A 21,793-nucleotide genomic window follows, 5' to 3' on the forward strand; every position below is an offset into this window, starting at 1 on the left:
TCGACAAGTTGGGCTAAATCTTTAGCGAGAGCGCGACAGGGCCGGCCCCAGATTCTACAATGAGCGGCCAACACCAAAATGCTTTCATACCGTTACAGGACCGAACCTTGAAGTCACTGTCCCTGAACCAGCTCTACAAAGCCTGTGTTTTAAAAGATCTACCGTTCAAGACCACGCGACAGCTCGAGCCCCTGGCGGAAATTGTTGGCCAGAATCGGGCCCAGGCAGCGGTGCGTTTTGCGCTTGCCATGCCCCATGGCGGTTACAACGTCTATGCCGTGGGCCGTAACGGCTTAGGCAAGCGCACGATGATGCTCCGTTATCTGGAGCATCACGTGGACACTGAGAATCAGAGCCACGACTGGTGTTATGTCGCCAACTTCGAGGAACCGCGAATTCCCCGTGTTCTTCAGTTGCCCGCCGGTAAGGGCACCGAGCTCAAACAGGATATGGAAAAGTTGATGGGGCGTCTGATGAAGATGATCCCCCAGACGTTCGACAGCGACAGTTTCCTTGAGCGTGCAGAGCAGCTGAAAAACGGGTATGGCAAGAAGCAGGAAGATGAACTGGAGAAGGTGGCAGCCCAGGCCAAGCGAAAGAAGGTCAGCCTGAATATTACGACACCCGGCGGCTATCGGTTGGTGGCGATGAATGGCGAGGAACCCCATACCGCTGAATCCTTCCAGGCGTTGACAGAAGCTCAGCGGGACAAGTTCGAGAATGATATCAACAAGCTCGAGAAGAAGCTGCGTCAGGCCCTACGCAAACTGGCGGATTGGGAGCAGGAATACGCCGAAAGCCAGCAGGCACTCAACGAGGAAACGCTGGAAAGCATCTCCGGACACCAGATCGACGAGTTGATCGAGAAATACAGGGATATGCCGGAGGTGGTTTCGTACTTCGAGGAAGTGCGTAAGGATCTGTCCGAGAGCCTGGAAATTTTTCTGGAAGACAATGAAGAGCAGGCGGCCATCGCCTATGCGTCGCTGGATAAAAAAATGCCCCGGCGCTATCTGGTCAATGTGCTGGTTCACCAGAAAACCGACGAAGTGCCGGTTGTGGTCGAGGACAATCCCACCTACCACAACCTGTTTGGCTACGTGGAAAGCGTAACCTTCAAGGGTTCGGTGTTTACCGACTTCTCGCTCATACGCCCTGGCAGTATTCACCGTGCCAACGGGGGGTATCTGCTGATGGATGCGATCAAGGTGCTTGAGCAGCCATTTGTCTGGGACGGGTTGAAGCGTGCCTTGCGATCCAAGTCCATCCAGATCAACTCGCTGGAACGGGAGCTGACCCTGTCGGGCACGATTTCATTGGAACCCGAAGCTATTCCGCTGGACGTAAAGATCGTACTGTTTGGCGATCGGGAAACCTGGATGCTGTTGCAGGAATACGACCCCGAGTTCGCTGAGTTGTTTCGGGTCACCGCAGACTTTGAAAACGAGATGATGCGTACGGACGAGAGCCAGCTCCTGTACGCCAAGTTCATCGCCAGCCTGGTGAACGAAAAGAAGCTGCTGCATTGCAGCAACAAAGCCGTGGCACGTGTGATTGAGCACAGTTCGCGCATGGCAGAACATCAGGATCGGCTGTCGCTGCACGCAGCGGATATCGCCAATCTGCTGAGGGAGTCTGATTACTGGGCGAGACAGGCGGGGGCAAAGCTGATCCAGAACTCCCATGTGGATCAGGCATTGGAGAGCGCCCAATATCGCAGCAGCCGTATCCGTGATCAGTTTTACGACTCCATCCGCGATGGCACCACGCTGGTGTCCACAACGGGCACCTGTGTTGGGCAGGTGAACGCGTTGTCAGTGCTCTCTACCGGCGGATTCGAGTTTGGTTTGTCCAACCGTATCACCGCTACCTGCTATTATGGAGATGGCGGTGTGATGGATATCGAACGGGACGTCAAACTGGGTGGTAACATTCACTCGAAAGGGGTGATGATCCTCAGTTCCTGGTTGTCTGCCCATTTTGCCGTTACGGATCCCATGCATCTGTCGGCCAGCCTGACCTTCGAGCAGAACTACGGCGAAGTGGACGGTGACAGTGCTTCGCTGGCGGAACTGTGCGCCCTGGTGTCTGCGTTATCCGGCCTGCCTGTCAGGCAGGACCTGGCGATTACCGGGTCGGTGAACCAGTTCGGAGAGGTTCAGCCCATTGGTGGCGTGAACGAGAAGGTTGAAGGCTTTTTCAGCACTTGCAGGCTGACCGGGGAACTCACTGGCACCCAGGGGGTGATCGTACCCTCCACCAACGTCCAGAACCTGATGCTTGAGCAGGAGGTTGTCCAGGCTGTTCGCAATGGACAGTTTGCCGTGCATGCGGTCAGCCGTGCCGAGGAAGCAATTACGCTGTTGCTCGGTAAACCGGCAGGCAAGGCTGATGACAAAGGCAGGTACCCTAAGCAGAGCGTTTTTGGCATTATCCAGCAACGTCTGGAAAAAATGCGCGAGCATGAGCGTCAGGAGCATGCCCGGGACGACCACAAAGATCCGTCGATTCATTAAGAGCCACGGCGGTCATTGAAAGGAGAGACAAGGCACATGACTGATACCCAGCAAACGGTCTACGTAGTTGAGGACGATGAGGCGGTTCGTGATTCTCTTGAACTGCTGCTGAAATCCGATGGCAAGCCGGTCAAGACTTATGACAATGCCAACGCATTCCTCAAGGATTACTCCGAAAAAATGGCCGGCTGTATCGTACTGGATATCCGCATGCCGGGCATGGATGGTATGGAACTCCAGAAGAAACTGAATGAAAAGCACTCCATCCTGCCAATTATCTTCGTTACCGGGCACGGTGATGTCCCCATGGCCGTGGATGCCATGAAAGAGGGCGCGGTCGATTTCATTCAGAAACCCTATCGTGAAGAGGCCCTGCTCCAGAAAATCGAAGCCGCCCTGGAACAGGACAAGGAGCAGCGCAAAACTCTCGGTGAGAAGCAGGAAATCCTGCGCCGCGTAAAAAGCCTGACGCCCCGGGAACATGAAATCATGGATCGGATGATTGCCGGGCAGGCGAACAAGGTCATTGCCATCGAACTGGAGATCAGCCAGCGTACCGTGGAAATTCATCGCTCACGGGTGATGCATAAGATGGGCACGCATTCACTGGCACACCTGGTCCGTATGGTTCTGTCCGTAAAGGACCTTATCGACGCGCGCTGATTTGGCCGGCATCATGCATTCATCATCGTAACCGGCCGTACTTCTATGACAGATGCTGTCCTTGAGACAACAGACGTAACGGTTCTGCTCGTTGACGACAACCCGCAGAACCTCAAGGTTCTCTATGAGACCCTGAAAGACAAGGGTTATCGCCTGCTCATTGCCAACGATGGTGAAAAGGCGCTGGACCTTGCTCATCGCCATCAGCCGGAAGTGATCCTTCTCGACATCATGATGCCGGAACTTGACGGCTATCAGGTGTGTGAACGCCTCAAGGCAGACCCGGTTACGTCAGACAGCGCCGTGGTGTTTCTCTCCGCTCTGGATGATCTGCAGGCGAAAGTCCGGGGATTCTCCCTGGGAGGCGCTGACTACATCTCCAAGCCGTTCCAGGCCCAGGAGGTGATTGCCCGGGTGAAAACCCATGCCAGGGTCATCCGCCTTGAGCGGGCGCTTCAGGCCCGTAATCGCCAGCTTGAAAACGATCAGGCCCGCATACTCAATTCCATCAGCGAAGGTATTTACGGTCTCGACGCCAGGGGTACCATCGTGTTCGCCAATCCGGCGGCGGCGCTGATCATGCGCAGGCCTGTTGAAGAGTTGATTGGTGAGGGTTTTTTCGATCTCCATTTCCGCACCGCCGGCCACGGATGTGAGTCACTTCCTGTTTATGCCACCTGTACCAAGGGTGTTGCGGAGAACCAGCGCGATATCGAGATGTTACGCGCAGATGGTTCACCGTTTCCGGTGGAGTATCGTGCGACACCGAAACTGGATGGTGATGAACTGCATGGCGCGGTGGTTGTCTTCCGTGACATCACTGCTGAGCTTGAAAGTGAGCGGGCACTGGACGACGCCCGGCACATGGTTCAGGAGCAGCGTGAGCAGTTGGCCCACTTCTCCCGCCTGACCACCATGGGGGAGATGGCGGCCGGTGTGGCACATGAGGTTAACCAGCCACTGACGGCCATCACCAACTATGCCCGCGTTGCCAAGCGCGTGTTGGCCAAGGAAGCGCCGGACCACGAGTTGCTTGAGGAAACGCTGGAGAAGATCGAAGCCCAGTCACACCGCGCCAGTGAGGTGATCCGACGCATCCGGCGGTTTATGAAGAAGCCGGCTGCCGGAAAGGATGTGTTGTCGATTGCGGCGCTGTTGGAAGATACCCGCCAGTTCGCAGAAGTGGATATCCGCAACAACGAAGGCGGCGTCGAGATTTCGGTGGCCAATGACGTGCCGGATGTCCTGGCGGACCCGATTCAGGTACAGCAGGTTGCGTTGAACCTGATTCGTAATGCCTTGGAGTCAACTCGCAGCGCCCAATCGGAAAAGCCTGTGGAGGTAACCGTGGCGATGTCAGGCACGGGCTGTGTCCGTGTGGCGGTCACCGATCATGGTGTTGGCCTGCAGGACGATGCGGAAGAAAAGCTGTTCCTGCCGTTTTATACCACCAAGGAAGAAGGCATGGGGATTGGCTTGCCCATGTGTCGATCCCTGATCCAGGCCCAGGGCGGTGATATCGGGTTTGAGCGGCCCGAGCACGGTGGTGCGTGTTTCTTCTTTACCCTGCCGGTCGCCGGTGCCGTGGGTTCGCCCTGTGCGTCCACTGACGGCTCCGGAGAGCCGACAGAGTAACCTCTCTCCCCACTTAACTTTCCCAATGTATCTGGCCGCTCAGGTGGGGTGCGTTTCCGGACGCATTCAGTAGCTGATAATCCCAGCCGTCTTGCCCCGCCTGCCAGTTGAGTTGTGCGGTTCCGGGAAGGAACAGCGGCTTCTTGAACTGGCAGGAGACGGATATCGCGTCCGGGCGCCAGCCGCTTTGCTGTTCCAGTAATGCCAGCACTCGGGCCTTGCTCCACATGCCGTGGGCAATCGCCCGGGGGAAACCGAAGGCCTTTGCGGTCAGCGCGTGAAGGTGTATCGGGTTTCTGTCACCGGATACCCCCGCGTATTGCCGGCCAATGGATTCCGCGGCACTGAAGTCGGTGGTCTCAGGGTAGTGGGGTAGTTCGGGAGGTTTATCGGCCGAGGCCTTTTTGCTTTTATCCGGCTGTCGGAACAGGTTGGTGCTCGTCTCTTCCCACACCAGCCTCCCTGCGGACCAGGCTTCGGTGACCAGATCGAACTCCAGGCCCCTCGACGTATTGTTCTGACCGTCCAGCCGTGCGGTGATGTCCAGCGTTTCCCCGGTGCCGATGGCTCGGTGCTGCGTGATGTTGTTGCGAAGGTGAACGAGCCCAAGCAGGGGCAGTGGGAAGTCTTTCTCGGTCAGCAGTTTCAGATGCAACGGAAACGCCAGGATGTGGGGCCAGGTGATGGGCACGTTAGCCTGTGTATCGAAGCCACATACCTTCCGGTAGCGTTTCAGGTTATCGTTGGCCGTACTGACACCGATTAATCGGGTGGACAGGCCGGGGATTCTGAGTTCGTCGCCGGATGGCTTGGTTTTCGGGAGTAGGGCCTTGCTGTAAAGCGACCATAGGCCGGGCGGGTGACGGTGGTAGATTGAAGTATCTGTCATATTGCTATCTCTCCTGGTACACCTGTGCGTCTGTGGCCTGATATGCTCTAATATAAGACTAAGGTCTCAGAGTCTGGCAAACCCGGCCAGTATGAGCATTGACCTGGCTTGCCAGCAAGGTTGTCCGGCCGGCCAAGCCGATTAATAAACAACTATAAAGCGGGATTTTATGCAGGAACTTCGCGATGCGGGTGTGATGTTGCGCCTGATTTATCAGGCCATGAAACGCAAAGGGATTGATACAGATGCCATTTTTGCCCGGCTGGGAGTGGATGAAGACTATGTCTACACCGAGCAGCTAAGAACACCTCACAGTGCCCAGTTGTATTTCTGGCAGGTGGTTGAGGATGTGTCGGGTGACTCCGACGCCGGCCTCCACCTGGGTCAGTTGTTACCGGCTTACAAGGGGCAGGTACTGGAATACCTGTTTCTGAGTAGCCCGACGTTTGGCGAGGGCCTGCGGCGGGCTCAGAACTATCAGCGCCTGTTGAGCGATGCTGCCAATACCGACTTCTTCATCGAGGGTGACGAGGCTTGCATGGTTCTGGATGCCGCTTCCAGCGAAGTCAGCCGTCTGCGGCACTTCAACGAATGCTTCGTGCAGGGTCTGATTACCTTTTTCAAATCGATCACCGATGACCGCTTCTACCCGTCGCGCATCGAGTTTGAGCATCAGCGTGAGCATGGCCAGGAGCATGTGATCGACGTGCTTGGCTGCGATGTCATATTTGGCGCCAAGGAAAACCGGCTGTATTTCCCTGCCACCCTGCTGTCCCATGCTTCACCCCATGCGGAACCGGAGTTGCTGGACCTCCATGAGCGGTTTGCCAGTGAGCAGGTGGCCCGTCTTGAGAAGAAAGACATCGTCGGACAGGTCGAGCGGATTGTTGCGGAACTGCTGGACAGCGGCGAGGTTACTCTGGATGCAGTGGCCGAACGTCTTGGCATTAAACCCCGAACCCTGCGTACCCGCCTGACTGAAGCAGAAACCAGCTTCAACCAGGTGCTGGCGGATTTCCGTTATCGCCTGGCGCGGCAGCTGCTGGCAACCACCGACGAATCCATTGACGAAATCGTTTATCTCACCGGCTTCTCGGAACCCAGTACTTTCTACCGGGCGTTCAAGCGTTGGTCGAGCATGACGCCTATCGAATACCGAAAGACCGCACAGGGAAAGGATGCCATGGTTGATGCCATGTAAGAGCCTTCCGAAAACCGAACTTTTTTCATGAAAAACGTTGACATGCAGGGCGGCCTCTTTATAATGCGCCCTCGTTGTCACCGAGCAGTCACACCCTTGATTGCGCCCGAGGTGGCGGCTCACGCGGAGCGGTAGTTCAGCTGGTTAGAATACCGGCCTGTCACGCCGGGGGTCGCGGGTTCGAGTCCCGTCCGCTCCGCCATTTTCCCTTCTTTGATTACCTCTTTTTGTTGTCATTCCCGATTCATCTCTCTGTAATATTGTCCATGCTATCGTTCTCCTGTTTGAAACTTGGGAGACGAACAATGTCCGATTACGAAGAAGAGCTGATGGATTGTCAGTTTGAAGACTATGATGATGACGATACTCTGGACGATGCCACTGAGTTGTAGTGGTGCTTTCAGGTTTTTAGAGAATACCTTTGGCAGCCTGCTCCGCCAGGTACTGTTTTCGATGTTCCCCCGGGCTGGTGTTGAACCAGCGACGCCACGCCTTATGAAATGCTGCCGGATTGGCAAAGCCCAATAGCCACGCAATTTCTGACAGCGATACCCGTGTTTCCCGTATGTACTCGATAGCCAGCTCCTTGCGGGTGTCGTCCACCAGTTCCCGAAATCCGGTGTTCTCCTCTGCCAATTGCCTTTGAAGTGTCCAGGGCGCGACGCCGAGCTTATGGGCGACGGTCATCAGGGTCGGAGTGCCGCCCTGTAGCAGGGGTGGGAGCTGGTCTTTCACCCGGTCAGCCGTGCTCCACCCGGCGCGGATACGTGACAGTTCCTGCGCGCACTGCCCTGACAGTGACTCGAACATGGCGGCCTGCGCCTGTAGCGAAGCGGCTTCCGCTATTCCCGGGGCCAGTCTGAGGCTGTTGCCTTCGGCACCGAACTTCACCGGGCACCCGAACCACTGTTCAAACACATCGTCGTAACCCTGGGAAGGGTACTCAATGCAGACCCGTTCAACGACCCCGTCGTGGCCGGTAATGAGCCTCAGGAATTGGGCCCAGGCTGCAAGGACCGAATCCACCACGAAGTAATTAAACACGTTGTAGGGTTTGATGGAGTAAAAATGCGCTTCACGGCCCTTGCCGGCTGTCCAGGGAACACCCCTGCTGTTGCGGCTGTTGAGTAGGGAATAATGAATCAGCGTGCTGATGGCTTCGCCAGCTGTGGCGGCAGATTGGGCGGCAAGCCCTGCGATACCCGCGTCCACGGGGCGAGACAGCTGGCCCATCGTCAGGCCGAGCGCGGGGTTGCCGGTGAGGGCGATAGCCGCCTGACCCATTCTCATGAACCGGGGGATGCTGATCCGGGCCGCAGGCGCTCCCAGTGCTTGTTCGTCCAGCCCAAACCGGCTCAGCAGGTCTGTGGGGTCCCGGCCTTCGGCCCGAAGTGCGCGGGCCATGACGGCGACGTACAGCACGCTGATATCGCCGAGGGGGTTTTTGTGTCTGGTGCTCGTTTTCATGATGCAGGTATTGTCCGACAAGTCGTTACAGGATATCAAACTGTTGTTTCGGGATATTGTTTGGGAAGGGCCGGATGGCTAATTTAGAGCCCATATCACGGCATTGCCGATCCAATAACAGGAGAGAGATCATGACCGAATCGACACCGGGCGTTAAACGTTACCCCAATTTGCTGGAGCCGTTGGATCTGGGGTTCACGCGTCTTCGCAATCGTACACTGATGGGGTCCATGCATACTGGCCTGGAAGAGGCGAAGAATGGTTTTGATCGGCTTGCCGCTTTCTACGCCGAACGTGCCCGTGGCGGTGCGGGTTTGATTGTGACTGGTGGTATTTCCCCGAATGTGGAAGGTGCGGTGTTCCAGCACGCGGCCAAGATGAACACCCAGGAAGAAGCGGACAAGCATCAGGTGATCACCCGCGCGGTGCATGAGGCCGACGGCAAGATCTGTATGCAGATTCTCCATGCCGGTCGCTACGCTTATCATCCGGAGCTGGTGGCCCCGTCCGCGATTCAGGCGCCCATCAACCCGATGAAGCCTAGAGAGCTGGACGAAGCGGGTATCGAAAAGCAGATTGAGGATTACGTCAACTGCGCGGCGCTCGCGCGGGAAGCCGGGTACGACGGCGTGGAGATCATGGGTTCGGAAGGTTACTTCATCAACCAGTTCATCGTGGCCCATACAAACCATCGTACTGATCAGTGGGGTGGCAGCTACGAGAACCGCATTCGACTGCCGATCGAGATTGTTCGCCGGGTTCGCGAGCGTGTGGGCAGCGATTTCATCCTTATTTACCGTTTGTCGATGCTGGATCTTATCGAAGATGGCAGTACCTGGGATGAAGTGGTGCAATTGGCGAAAGAAATCGAGAAAGCCGGCGCAACCATTATCAACACCGGCATCGGCTGGCATGAAGCCCGTGTACCGACCATTGCTACCTCTGTGCCTCGAGGCGCGTTTACCAAGGTAACGGCCCGCCTGAAAGACGAGGTCAGCATTCCCCTGGTGACCACCAACCGCATCAACATGCCGGATGTTGCCGAGAAGATCCTCGCGGAAGGCGATGCTGATATGGTGTCCATGGCCCGTCCGTTCCTGGCGGATGCGGACCTTGTTCTGAAGGCTGCCGAAGACCGCGCGGACGAAATCAACACCTGCATCGGTTGCAACCAGGCCTGCCTGGATCATACCTTCAGCGGCAAGCTGACCTCTTGTCTGGTCAACCCCCGTGCCTGTCACGAAACTGAGCTGACCTACGTCAAAACCGCCGAGCCCAAAACGATCGCGGTGGTTGGGGCCGGCCCCGCAGGCCTGGCGTTTGCGACGGTAGCGGCGGAGCGTGGTCATAAAGTAACGCTGTTTGACGCCGGTAGCGAAGTGGGTGGTCAGTTCAACGTGGCCAAGCGGATACCGGGCAAGGAGGAGTTCTACGAAACCCTGCGTTATTTCCGGGTCATGTTGGACAAGCACGGGGTGGACGTACGCCTGAATACCCGTGTGGATGTCGATGCCCTCAAGGCTGGTGGATACGACCATGTGGTGCTGGCCAGCGGCGTCAGCCCGCGCACACCGGAGATTGAGGGAGTGGATCACCCCAGTGTCATTGGTTACCTGGATGCGCTGTTGGGTCGCAAGCCCGTAGGGCAGAAAGTGGCGGTGATTGGTGCCGGTGGCATCGGTTTCGACGTCTCGGAATTCATCGTCCACAAGGGCACCTCGGCGGCGCTGGATCCCGAGCACTTCATGCGTGAATGGGGAGTGGACCTGAGCGTTGGTCATCGTGGCGGTATTCAGGGCATGGAGCCGGAGGTGCCGGAGCCGGCCCGCGAGGTGTACCTGTTGCAGCGCAAGGCATCGAAAGTCGGTAAAAACCTGGGCAAGACCACAGGCTGGATTCACCGCACTTCACTGAAGAATCGCCAGGTGCAGATGGTTCCGGGCGTGAGCTACCGCAAGATTGATGATGACGGGCTGCACATAACGGTGACCCCGAAAGGTGCCGAGCAGGGAGAGGATAGGGTATTGCCGGTGGATACCATTGTTGTGTGTGCCGGCCAGGAGCCTTTGCGTGAGTTACAGAGTGGGCTTGAAGCCGCTGGAATTAAGGTGCACTTGATCGGTGGCGCCGACGTGGCCGCGGAACTGGATGCCAAGCGCGCGATCAATCAGGGCAGCCGCCTGGCAGCGGAGCTCTGAGTGCCACGGGCGTGCGGGCCCTGATCACAAAACGTTGCAGTTTTACTCTACCTTCAGAGGTTTGACCCGCTAGACTATTACCCGGAAGTCTGTCAGTTTGAAGCCGGCCCCGCGCACTGTGCAGGGCCGGTTTCTGGTGTCTGACGAAAAAACGGAACACTTTTGGTGTGTTTGTCGTGTAGCGGTCGGGTTTTCGGAGAGTGGGGAGTTAGCAATGGGGTCTGCCGACCAGGCAAGCGATGGTTATTCGGCGGTGTTTTTCATGGACGGCAGCGACGTGTCGCGCCAGATGCGTGCGTCTGAGTTCGGGGCCTTTCTTGATGGCTACGTTGGCCTGTCCGACCTGGCAGATACCGATGTAAAGGCCGTTTACGTATTGCTTGGCAGCGACCTTCTGGTGCGTTCGCTGGTTTTCTTCCGAATCTATTTTGATGAGGAAGGCAGGGCTGACAGCCATTGGAACTTGCCCGTAGAAAAACTGGCCCGCAAAGGTGCCAAGGGCCCGGATATGGGTGCTGGTCCGATTCGATTGGTGTGTCGCAGTCAATGCCCGAAGTCTGCCAGTGCCGAGGATTTCTGGGATCCTGATATGACCCCGGGAAGCAACCACTTTCAGGCCATTCGGCGCGCCGTGGATGCGAACACACTGAGGTTCCGCAAGGTGGAGCCCACGCCGGAAGAGGATATTCCTGTGTTGGGTGCCGAGTCCCGTTCCCAGGAAGAACCTGAGGTTTCCGCAGACCGGGTGCGGCTTGCCCGTGTTATCCGGGAACAGCGGCTTCGCATCAAAACCCTGCAAAGTGTTCATCGCGATGCGCTGTCTGATCTGCAGCGTGAAAACCGCCATGAGATGCAGGCCCTGCGTAATGAAACCGCCGAACTCCAGCAGAAGTATGAGCGCCAGAAACTCAGCAATGAACAGCTGAAAAAACGCCTTGCTGAGCGCAATGAGCAGTACCTGATGATGCAGGAGCAGATCGCCAGTGGTGAGGCCCGTAATGAGCGCGAGGGTGCTACGGCGGATGCCGAGGTGGTGTTGCTGCGAGAGCAACTGGAGCGCCGTCAGCGCGAACTGGAATTGAGGGACGAAAAGATCGTGGTGCTGGAGCAGGAAAACTATGACTTGCGACACCAGCCGCCAACCGAAAATTCAGTCATGGATCATCTGCAAAACCATTCGGTCTTCCTGGTGGCCTACCACGCCGGGGTAGGTCATATTACCCTGCCTTACGATGATATCGAGAGCTATTTCCGCAACCCTGTGGCCTACGCTGCTGAGCGTTGCGGGCTCAATGAGCCGGCCTACCGGCAATGGCTTGACCACTATGAACACCCGGTCTGCCATCATAAGCTTACCAACGGTAAACCCTGTGGTGAGCCCGTCATGCGCATCAGTCAGCCGGCTGAGTTTCGGGCAGAGGTGGATGATCGCTGCGAACAGCACCGGCCGAAGGACTCCAACTAACCTGCCTCTAGCGATTTCCTGCGGGATCTTTTTTCAGAATCGGGCCGTATTTCGTTACTATGGGTGCTGATACGCCCCCGGGTGATGAATCAGCTCCGCCCCGGCCCAACCCAGACACCCACAGGAAGCTACATGGATCAATTCAGAAACATTGGCGTGATTGGCCGCATGGGCAGCGTAAAGGTGGTCGAATCGCTGCGTCAGCTCAAACAGTATCTGGTGAGCAATAACTATCACGTGATCATTGAGGAGGACACCGCCAGTATGCTGCCTGGTCATGGTCTTCAGGTGGCCAGCAAGAAGCTGCTGGGTGAAATTTGTGACCTGGTTATTGTGGTGGGTGGTGATGGCAGTCTGCTGGGCGCTGCCCGGGAACTGGCCAAATCCAAGATTCCGCTGCTGGGTGTGAACCGTGGTCGTCTTGGTTTCCTGACCGATATTTCTCCGTCTGACCTGGAGGAACGGCTGGGCAAGGTCCTGCAGGGGAAATACATCGAAGAGACACGTTTCCTGCTGGATGGGCACGTGGAGCGCAATGGCCAGCCCCTGGGCTTTGGAACCGCCCTGAATGACGTGGTGCTGCATCCCGGCAAATCGACCCGGATGATCGGGTTCGACCTCTACATCGACGGACATTTCGTATACAGCCAACGCTCGGATGGGCTTATCGTGGCTACGCCGACCGGGTCGACCGCCTATTCGTTATCGGCGGGCGGGCCGATCATGCATCCGAAACTCGATGCCGTCGTGCTGGTGCCCATGTTCCCGCACACGTTGAGCAGTCGCCCGATCGTGGTGGACGGCAAGAGCGAGATCAAGCTGGTGATCGGTGAAACCAACGAAACCTATCCGCAGATCAGTTTCGACGGGCAGATGAACATTGCCTGTGCCCCCGGCGACATCATCCGAATCACCAAGAAACCCTTCAAGATTCGCCTGATTCACCCCGCGGATCATAATTTTTACGCCACATGCCGGGACAAGCTGGGCTGGGCCAGTGAGATTGCAGCGAGCTAACAACATGCCAGGACAGGAAAGATCCGCGAGCCGCGGCTACGACATTATCGGCGATATTCACGGATGCGCTCATACCCTGGTGCGGCTACTGGACCAGATGGGCTATCGCAAGGTTAACGGTGTCTATGAACACCCCCGGCGCCAGGCCATATTCATTGGTGACATCATTGACCGCGGGCCTCGTATCCGTGAGGCACTACATCTGGTCAGGGACATGGTCGAGCATGGTTCCGCCCGCATCGTAATGGGAAATCACGAGTACAACGCCCTGGGCTACTGCACCCGTGCCCGCCCCGGCAGTGGCAAGACGTTCCTGCGGGAGCACAATGCCCGGCACGACCGGTTGATCCGCGAAACCCTCGAACAGTTCGAGCATTACCCCCACGAATGGAACGAGTTTCTGGAGTGGTTCTACACCATTCCCCTGTTTATCGATGAGCCGGATTTCCGGGCAGTACATGCGTGTTGGGACAGCGACCTGATCACCAAATTCAAGGAAAATCAGGGGGGTGCCTGTATCGATGACGAGTTCCTCCATGCGTCGGCGGCGATTGAGTCCTTCGCCGGCCAGGTCATGGATACCTTGCTGCGCGGCACGGATCTTCGCTTGCCGCCGGGCGTGAAGATTACCGGTAAAGACGGCTACGTCAGGGAGTTTTTCCGCACCAAGTTCTGGGCTGATAATCCGAAAACCTACGCCGACGTGGTGTTCCAGCCCGACCCCTTGCCGGAGGACGTCGCCTGCCGTGAGCTGACGGACGCTGAGCGAGGCCAGCTGATCAGCTATCCCGCTTCAGCGCCACCGGTGTTCGTGGGCCATTACTGGATGGAAGGCGAGCCGGCACCACTGAAACACAATGTGGCCTGCATCGACTTCAGTGCGGTCAAATACGGCAAGCTAGTGGCTTATCGCCTGGATGGCGAACGTACCCTGTCCCGTGACAAGTTCGTTTGGGTGGATGTGGAGAGGCCGGAGCAGCCGGACTATCCCACCAGCGAAGACAGCGTGGCGAGGTAACCTGTGTATCGCGTGAAACAGATTGATACCGACATAAACCTGGCTGGTTTCAGTCGTTGGCTGAAAGAGCAGGGGGTGGAGCACCGGATCACCGAGGAGGGTGGGGCACAGGTGCTGTGGCTGGAGAACCCTGAGCATACGGAGCCGGTGTTACAGGCTCTTGAACGCTTCCTGAAGGAACCCGAGGTGCAGGACGCTGTCAATACGACAGCGCAATCGCCGGTGTTTGTCGGGGGGCGTTGGCAGCCGTCGCCACGCCACGCACCCATGGTGCTCGCCATGATTGCCCTGGCCGTATTGATGGCTTGGGTGACGGCCATGGGACAGAATCAGCTATCCACCCTGTTGATGTTCGTCGATCCGCGTTTCTATGATGTTGGTACCATGGCGGATCGAATCCAGGCGCTGTCTTCTACCTTGGCTGGTGGGCAGGTCTGGCGCCTGATCACGCCGGATTTCCTGCATTTCAGCTGGACCCATATCATCTTTAATTCCGTCATGTTGTGGTTCCTGGGCAGTCAGGTTGAGTGGTTCGATGGCCGTGCGCGGTTACTTGCCCTGTTCGTAGTGACCAGCCTGCTGTCCAACGGATTGCAGTACATCGTGAGTGGGCCTCTGTTTGGCGGTCTGTCTGGCGTTGTGTACGGCATTCTGGGTTATTGCTGGTTGAGCCAGCGGCGCGTGCCCCGTTTCCAGTTCCCGCCTGCACTGGTGACGTTTGCCGTGGCCTGGATGGTGATTGGCTTTACGCCATTTACCGAAATGGTGGGGTTGGGGCAGATGGCAAATGAAGCCCACCTGGGAGGCTTTGTGGCTGGCCTTGCCCTGGCGGCCATTTTGCCGGTACCAAAAAAAGCCCCGCGAAACCGCGGGGCATGAAAAGAGCGTACAGCTCCTGATGAGAGAGACCAAATGAATACGACCTTCGTCATTTGGTGAGTTAATGATAATCATTATCGTTTATTGTTGTCAACGGGTTTCCTCACATTTTTTGCTAGCAAATGATTGGAGAACGAAATGACCTACGAAGAGCTGATCAAACGGCTGGACCCCGCTGTTTATCAGAGCCTCAAGCGCGCCCTTGAGCTGGGCAAGTGGCCGGATGGTCGTAAACTGAGTGACGAGCAGCGGTCGATCTGCATGGAGGCCGTTATTTATTACGAAGACCACCACAACACACCGATGGAAGAGCGGGTTGGTTACCTTGACCGCGGCGAAAAGGCGGGGACTGCGTGCGATCCCAGCGTGTCGCGCACAGCAGGGAAATCGTCAAACGGTACCGCTGGCTCAGATCAGTACTTTGAGGTGAAGTCTTGACCGCATTGGTTGATGTGACCGGTCGCCTGCGCAAGATGCCTGCAGAGGCCGGTGATCCGGTCAGCTATACCATCCGGGTGGGCGATACCCTCATCCCCCTTAATGAGATGGTCGGGTACCCGTTGCAGTTTGATTTCGATGGCGTGATACGCTGCATCAACTGTGATCGTAAGACCAACAAGAGTTTCAGCCAGGGTTACTGCTATCCCTGTTTTCGCAAGTTGGCCGCCTGTGACAGCTGCATCATGAGCCCGGAAAAATGCCATTACCATGAGGGCACCTGCCGTGAGCCGGAGTGGGGAGAGACTCACTGCATGATTGAGCATGTGGTGTATCTGGCTAATTCGTCCGGTCTCAAGGTGGGCATAACCCGTGGTTCTCAGGTGCCAACTCGCTGGATAGACCAGGGTGCCGTCGATGCCATCCCGATGGTCCGGGTGACTACCCGACAGTTAGCAGGTTTTGTGGAAGTCGCGTGCAAGAAGTACGTCGCGGACCGAACCAACTGGCGGGCCATGCTTAAAGGCGACGTGCCGGATCTGGACCTGGTTGAAGAGCGTCGCCGCATGCTGGAGCTGGTCGCCGACGATTTGTCGGAATTGCGCGCCGCCCACGGTGAGAACAGTATCCGGGCTGTCGATGAAGACGGGTTGGCTCTGAGCTATCCGGTCGAGGTATGGCCCCGGACGGTAAAAACTCATAATCTGGACAAGTCGCCCTCGGCGGACGGCGTGCTCCAGGGGATCAAGGGCCAATACCTGATCCTGGATACCGGTGTTATCAATATCCGTAAATACACCGGTTATGAAGTCCGCTTCCGGGTCTTCCCAAACCACTGAGCCCGGCCCAACGAATTCTGGAGAAAGTGAATGCGTACCAGTCAGCCACAGACCATTTTCCTCAAGGATTACCGCGTGCCCGCCTTTCTGGTGGACCATGTGGATCTGCGTTTTGAACTGTTTGAAGATGGGGCCAGGGTTCACTGTACCCTGGCCATGTGCCGGAATCCCGACAGCGATTCCTCGGACAAGAGCCTTGAACTCGACGGCGACAGCCTGACCACACTTGAATCGGTGAGCCTGGATGGCAAACCCCTGGAGGGCAGCGCCTACGAGGACCGTGACGACAAACTCACCCTTCATGAAGTGCCGGATCAGTTTAACCTGGGGATCGTGACCTGGATCGAACCCCAGAACAACACGCGCCTGGAAGGCCTGTACAAATCGTCGGGCATGTTCTGTACCCAGTGTGAAGCCGAAGGCTTCCGCTGCATTACGTACTTTCCTGACCGGCCCGATGTGATGGCCCGTTTCCGCACCCGTGTTGAGGCGGATAAAACCCGCTATCCCATCCTGCTGTCTAACGGCAACGATGTTGAAAAGGGCGATCTGGCCGACGGCAGGCATTTTGTTACCTGGGAAGACCCATTCCCGAAGCCCTGCTACCTGTTTGCTCTGGTGGCCGGTGACCTCCTGGAGAAGCGGGACACCTTTAAGACAATGTCAGGTCGTGACATTGATCTGCGCATGTACGTTGAGCCCCGCAACGCCGAGAAGTGCGACCACGCCATGGACTCCCTGAAACGCGCCATGCGCTGGGACGAGGAGGTGTATGGCCGCGAGTACGATCTGGATATTTTCATGATCGTCGCAGTGGATGACTTCAACATGGGCGCCATGGAGAACAAGGGGCTGAACATTTTCAACTCCTCGTGCGTACTGGCCAGCCAGGAAACCGCGACGGACATGGCGTTCCAACGCATCGAGTCGATCGTGGCCCACGAGTATTTCCACAACTGGTCCGGTAATCGCGTGACCTGTCGCGACTGGTTCCAGCTTAGCCTGAAAGAAGGCTTCACGGTGTTTCGGGATTCCTGTTTTTCTGCCGATGTGGGTTCGCCCACTGTGAAGCGGATTGAGGATGCGACCATGCTTCGTACCGCTCAGTTCGCCGAGGATGCGGGGCCAATGGCGCACCCGGTTCGTCCGGAATCCTATATGGAGATCACGAACTTCTACACGCTGACCATCTACGAGAAAGGTTCGGAAGTGGTGGGCATGATCCATACGCTGCTGGGGCCCGATCTGTTCCGCAAGGGCAGTGACCTGTACTTTGAGCGGCATGACGGTCAGGCGGTGACAACAGACGACTTTGTCCGCGCCATGGAGGATGCCAGTGGTCGTGACCTGTCGCAGTTCCGTCTCTGGTACGAGCAGTCTGGCACGCCAGAGCTGACAGTGCGGGATGAGTTTGATGACGCTGCTGGCATCTATCGCCTGACCATCAAACAGTCGATTCCGGATACACCGGGACAGACCGACAAGAAGCCGCAGCACATCCCGTTTGCCATCGGCCTTCTGGGTGCCGAGGGTGAGTCGTTGCCACTGAAGCTGGCTGCAGATGATGCCGATGCGCCAACGGACCGAGTCCTGGAGTTGACCGACGCCAGTCATACCTTCGAATTCCACGGCTTGTCGGAGCGGCCAGTGCCTTCATTGTTGCGGGGGTTCTCGGCGCCGGTGCGGGTATTCTACCCGTGGACACGGGAGCAGCTCACCTTCCTGATGAGCCATGACTCGGACGGTTTCAATCGCTGGGACGCGGGACAGCGCCTGGCGGTGGAAGTTATCAACTCACTGGTGTCGTCCACCGATGGGAACGTGGACGCCGGCCTGGTTGAGGCGTATCGCAGCCTGTTGGCGGACTCGTCTCTGGACCAGGCGCTGGTTGCCAAAATGCTGCAACTGCCATCCGAAGCCTATCTGATCGAACTGGCTGATCAGCCCAACGTACCTGCCATCCACAGAGCCCGTGAACGCGTGCTTGCGCATCTGGCGAGATCGCTGAGGGACGAGCTTCTGGCCTGCTATCACCGCAACACCCTGAGCGGCCACTACGAGGTGACGCCGGAGGCCGTGGCGCGTCGAAGCTTGCGGAATACCGCCCTGGCCTGGCTCCTGCACATCGATGATGAAGAGGGCCGGACGCTGGCGACAAGCCAGTTTAACGAGGCCGATAACATGACGGATTGTATGGGAGCCCTTCGTGCCCTGGTGAACTCCGGTTACGAAAAAGAGCAGGAGCAGGCACTCGCAGACTTCTACCATCAGTGGAAGGACGACCCCCAGGTGGTTGAGCAATGGTTCGCGGTGCAGTCGGGCAGTACCCGCACCGGAGGCTTGCGCAAAGTCCATGAACTGATGGAGCACCCGGCGTTCGACTGGAAGAACCCCAACAAGATCCGCTCGGTGATCGGGGTGTTTGCCGGCCAGAATCTCCCTGCCTTTCACGCAGAGGATGGAGCCGGTTATCAGTTCCTTGCGGAGCAGGTGCGAAAACTGGATGACAGTAACCCACAGATTGCGGCCAGGCTGGTGTCTCCGCTGACCCGCTGGCGCAAATTCGCGCCGGTTCACGGCGAGCAGATGAAATCGGCGCTGGAGACCGTTCGTGACAAGTCTGGATTGTCGCGGGATGTCTACGAGGTGGTTCACAAGAGCCTTGCCGGCCAATAGGGAAGCGAGATCGCTGGGGTATCCGTCTGCCGCAACGCGGGGCCTGTCACAGGCGGATACAAAATCGCACTTTCGGTCGATAGACAATATCGGCCAATCGGCTACTCTGTCAGGAGCCGATATTCCATGACAACACAATAAGAAAAGCCTTCTACAGGGCTTTCAGACAGGTTTAAGGTTAAAAAATGACATACAAGAACAATGTGATTTTGGGCAGTCTGTTTGCTCTTTCGGTTTTTGCCATGCCAGCCAGTTCCGCCGTTTCCAGTAGTGAAGCCGCTCGACTGGGTCAGGATCTTACCCCGTTTGGCTCCGTGAAAGCCGGCAACGAGGCAGGCACCATTCCCGCGTGGACGGGTGGCCTCACCGAAGCCCCTACCGGATATGAGGGTAGTGGTCAGCACCATATCAACCCTTTCCCGGACGATGAGGTGTTATTCACCATCAGCGCGTCCAACATGGATCAGTATGACGAGTACCTGACCGACGGCCTCCGTGCCATGCTCGACACCTATCCGACGACCTTCCGTATTCCGGTCTACAAAAGCCGTCGCACACACGCGGTGCCGGATTGGGTTGCTGAAAATACCAGGGAAAATGCCGTAGATGCTGAGGTAGTGGGTAAAGGCGAGGGTATCGATGGCGCCTTTGCCGGTTATCCTTTCCCCATCCTGCACGGTAATAATGAGCAAAAAGCCTGGCAGGTAATCTGGAATCACCTGACTCGCTGGCGTGGCGTTTCCGTAACCCGCCGTTCAAGCGAAGTGGCAGTGCAGCCGGATGGCGATTACTCCCTTGTGACCTCTCAGCAGGAAGCCTTCTTCAATTACTACAACCCTGAGGGTAGTGAAGAAGAACTCGATAACGTTATTTTCTATTATCTGTCGTTCACCCAGTCGCCACCCCGTCTCGCCGGTGGTGCCATCCTGATTCATGAAACTCTGAACCAGATTATCAACCCGCGTAATGGTTGGGGTTACAACGCCGGCCAGCGCCGTGTTCGCCGTGCACCCAACCTGGGCTATGACTCTCCGATTGCAGCCGCAGATAATCTGCGAACAGCCGATGACACCGATATCTTTAACGGTGCCCTGGACCGCTACAATTGGGAATATGAGGGTATGCGGGAGATCTACGTTCCCTACAACAATTACCGCATCGGTGAGCAGGGCACGCCTTACTCCGAAATCCTGGGTATTTCCCACCTGAATCCGGACCTCACCCGTTGGGAGCTCCATCGGGTGCATGTTGTGGAAGCGACCCTGAAGGAAGGGGAGCGCCATATTTACGGCAAGCGTCGCTTCTATGTGGATGCCGATAGCTGGAACACCTTGCTGCTGGACCAGTACGATGGCCGCGGTGAGCTCTGGCGCGTGACCATGGGCCTGGCGAAAAACTATTATGAATTGCCTGGCGTATGGACAGTGCTGGATGTGTACCATGACCTTCAGGCCCGTCGTTATCACGTGCTGGGCCTGGATACCGAAGAGGGTTCCACCCGTAAGTTTACCAACGACGTGCCCAACCGACGGTATTTCTCGCCGGCTTCCCTGCGTCGCAGGAGTGTGCGTTAACGTCTTGACTCGCTGTTGGAACACGATTTTCGCCAGAGACGGATGGCGACGGATATACCGGTGGTCGGCAGGTCACCGGTATATTCATAGTATTGGCCGGTGCGACCGGCAAAATCAGAGTGACACAGTTCAACACAACATATAGGCAATCTGAATGGCTACAAGGTTGATGTGCAAGACTCTGGGAGCGGCCTGTCTTGGACTATCCATGGCATTGTCCGCGCCCACGGTGTTTGCGCTTGCAGATATCATCGAAACCCCATCCCGGCCAACTGCGCTTGCGCCAGAGCATCTGCTCAATGATGTCGACACGGCGGGCGAACGAATCGTGGCAGCCGGTGTGCGTGGTCATATCATTTTTTCCGATGATGATGGTGAAAGTTGGGTGCAGGGTGAAGTTCCGGTATCCGTCACATTGACCGGCGTGGATTTTGGCACTGAACAGCATGGCTGGGCCGTTGGGCACAGTGGTGTTGTTCTCCATTCAGACGATGCGGGCGAAAACTGGGAGCTCCAGCTCACCGGTGTCCGGGCTGCTGAATTGGCGATTGAAAGTCGCCAGGAGCAGATCGACGAAATGGAGCAGAAACTGGAAGAAGCCCCGGAGGACGAGAAAGACGACCTCGATTGGGCGTTGGGCGATCTGTATTTCTCGCTGGAAAACCTGCAGGCGGATCTTGAAATCGGCCCGGTGAACCCGTTTCTGGATGTCTGGTTCGAAAATGAGGACCACGGTTTCGTTGTTGGTGCCTATGGCATGTTTTTGCGCACGACGGACGGCGGAAAGACCTGGAAAGACTGGGCGCCGAAGCTTGAAAACCCCAGCAGTTTTCACCTGAACAGTATTGGCCAGATCACTGGCGGTGGCCTGGTGATCGTCGGTGAGGCTGGGCAGATTTTCGTGTCCGTCGATGGCGGTGACAGCTGGGAGAGACGTGAGAGCCCCTATGAGGGCTCCCTGTTCGGAGCAATCGGAACCGGTAATGTGAATGAGATACTCGCATTCGGTTTGCGTGGGAACATCTTCTTTTCATCCGACCTGGGCAGAAGCTGGAAAGTGGTGCCCAGTGAGTCGGACGCAACCCTCAATGATGGCACGGTGTCCGAAGACGGCCGTATCACGTTGGTTGGCAATGGTGGCGCAGTGCTAATGAGCACCAACGGTGGAGATACCTTCCGTCCCTACTTCCGGGATGATCGGGAAGGGGTGATGGATGTTGTCCCCGTATCGGGAACCAATCTGCTGATTGTGGGCGAGGGTGGCGTGAAGCACACCGACGCCCGCGGCAAGAATCTTCAATAACGCCCTGATGCGGCA

The 21,793-nt window shown here is 57.0% G+C and carries 16 protein-coding genes and 1 tRNA gene; 15 read left to right on the forward strand and 2 right to left on the reverse strand.

Annotated features, from left to right (window positions below; translation table 11 throughout):
* The first annotated feature begins 107 nt into the window (after nt 1–107).
* From ACTRWH_RS16615 to ACTRWH_RS16625, 3 genes are read left to right on the forward strand one after another with little or no spacing between them, the layout of a single operon-like run.
* Nucleotides 108–2,516, forward strand: a complete 2,409-nt coding sequence (locus ACTRWH_RS16615; protein ID WP_228210815.1) for a Lon protease family protein — start codon at nt 108–110, stop codon at nt 2,514–2,516.
* A gap of 36 nt (nt 2,517–2,552) precedes the next feature.
* Complete coding sequence (gene fixJ / locus ACTRWH_RS16620) at nt 2,553–3,179, forward strand: response regulator FixJ (RefSeq protein WP_007151863.1); 627 nt, start codon at nt 2,553–2,555, stop codon at nt 3,177–3,179.
* 45 nt (nt 3,180–3,224) lie between these two features.
* Nucleotides 3,225–4,814: an ATP-binding response regulator gene (locus ACTRWH_RS16625; RefSeq protein WP_041334723.1), complete on the forward strand. Its 1,590-nt coding sequence runs from the start codon at nt 3,225–3,227 to the stop codon at nt 4,812–4,814.
* 13 nt (nt 4,815–4,827) lie between these two features.
* Here ACTRWH_RS16625 and ACTRWH_RS16630 read toward each other — a convergent pair whose 3' ends face one another.
* Entirely contained in the window at nt 4,828–5,703 is an 876-nt protein-coding gene (locus ACTRWH_RS16630; RefSeq protein ID WP_228210816.1) for a MaoC family dehydratase, read from the reverse strand.
* 169 nt (nt 5,704–5,872) lie between these two features.
* On the opposite strand from ACTRWH_RS16630, the gene ACTRWH_RS16635 reads away from it, so the two are divergent.
* Together ACTRWH_RS16635 and ACTRWH_RS16640 are read left to right on the forward strand one after the other, a co-directional pair.
* Nucleotides 5,873–6,904 carry an AraC family transcriptional regulator gene (locus ACTRWH_RS16635; protein ID WP_127400825.1) on the forward strand — a complete coding sequence of 344 codons (1,032 nt, stop codon included), beginning with the start codon at nt 5,873–5,875 and terminating at the stop codon, nt 6,902–6,904.
* Between the two features lie 125 nt (nt 6,905–7,029).
* Nucleotides 7,030–7,106, forward strand: a tRNA-Asp gene (locus ACTRWH_RS16640).
* A 206-nt stretch (nt 7,107–7,312) separates the two neighbouring features.
* Here the strand turns inward: ACTRWH_RS16640 and ACTRWH_RS16645 are convergent.
* Complete coding sequence (locus ACTRWH_RS16645; RefSeq protein WP_228210817.1) at nt 7,313–8,371, reverse strand: AraC family transcriptional regulator; 1,059 nt, start codon at nt 8,369–8,371, stop codon at nt 7,313–7,315.
* A gap of 131 nt (nt 8,372–8,502) precedes the next feature.
* On the opposite strand from ACTRWH_RS16645, the gene ACTRWH_RS16650 reads away from it, so the two are divergent.
* The 10 genes from ACTRWH_RS16650 to ACTRWH_RS16695 all read left to right on the forward strand — a co-directional run bounded on the left by ACTRWH_RS16650 (nt 8,503) and on the right by ACTRWH_RS16695 (nt 21,778).
* Nucleotides 8,503–10,569, forward strand: coding sequence for an NADPH-dependent 2,4-dienoyl-CoA reductase (locus ACTRWH_RS16650; RefSeq protein WP_228210818.1), 2,067 nt, complete (start codon nt 8,503–8,505; stop codon nt 10,567–10,569).
* A gap of 214 nt (nt 10,570–10,783) precedes the next feature.
* On the forward strand, nt 10,784–12,034 hold the full coding sequence (locus tag ACTRWH_RS16655; RefSeq protein ID WP_041334726.1) for a DNA repair protein: 1,251 nt from the start codon (nt 10,784–10,786) through the stop codon (nt 12,032–12,034).
* 132 nt (nt 12,035–12,166) lie between these two features.
* On the forward strand, nt 12,167–13,051 hold the full coding sequence (locus ACTRWH_RS16660) for an NAD(+) kinase (protein WP_007151855.1): 885 nt from the start codon (nt 12,167–12,169) through the stop codon (nt 13,049–13,051).
* Nucleotides 13,052–13,055: 4 nt separating this feature from the next.
* Nucleotides 13,056–14,069 carry a metallophosphoesterase gene (locus tag ACTRWH_RS16665; RefSeq protein ID WP_036204586.1) on the forward strand — a complete coding sequence of 338 codons (1,014 nt, stop codon included), beginning with the start codon at nt 13,056–13,058 and terminating at the stop codon, nt 14,067–14,069.
* Nucleotides 14,070–14,072: 3 nt separating this feature from the next.
* On the forward strand, nt 14,073–14,948 hold the full coding sequence (locus tag ACTRWH_RS16670; RefSeq protein ID WP_085681350.1) for a rhomboid family intramembrane serine protease: 876 nt from the start codon (nt 14,073–14,075) through the stop codon (nt 14,946–14,948).
* A 138-nt stretch (nt 14,949–15,086) separates the two neighbouring features.
* On the forward strand, nt 15,087–15,386 hold the full coding sequence (locus ACTRWH_RS16675; RefSeq protein WP_036204593.1) for a YeaC family protein: 300 nt from the start codon (nt 15,087–15,089) through the stop codon (nt 15,384–15,386).
* Complete coding sequence (locus tag ACTRWH_RS16680) at nt 15,383–16,225, forward strand: DUF2797 domain-containing protein (RefSeq protein WP_085681349.1); 843 nt, start codon at nt 15,383–15,385, stop codon at nt 16,223–16,225. The genes ACTRWH_RS16675 and ACTRWH_RS16680 overlap by 4 nt, the downstream gene beginning before the upstream one ends.
* A gap of 30 nt (nt 16,226–16,255) precedes the next feature.
* A complete protein-coding gene (gene pepN, locus ACTRWH_RS16685) occupies nt 16,256–18,901 on the forward strand; it encodes an aminopeptidase N (RefSeq protein ID WP_228210819.1) in 2,646 nt (881 codons plus the stop codon).
* Between the two features lie 185 nt (nt 18,902–19,086).
* Entirely contained in the window at nt 19,087–20,475 is a 1,389-nt protein-coding gene (locus tag ACTRWH_RS16690; protein ID WP_036204601.1) for a DUF1329 domain-containing protein, read from the forward strand.
* A 154-nt stretch (nt 20,476–20,629) separates the two neighbouring features.
* Complete coding sequence (locus tag ACTRWH_RS16695; protein WP_228210820.1) at nt 20,630–21,778, forward strand: YCF48-related protein; 1,149 nt, start codon at nt 20,630–20,632, stop codon at nt 21,776–21,778.
* The last annotated feature ends 15 nt before the right edge of the window (nt 21,779–21,793 follow it).

This window comes from Marinobacter sp. G5_S1_61_S3 (assembly GCF_054968585.1).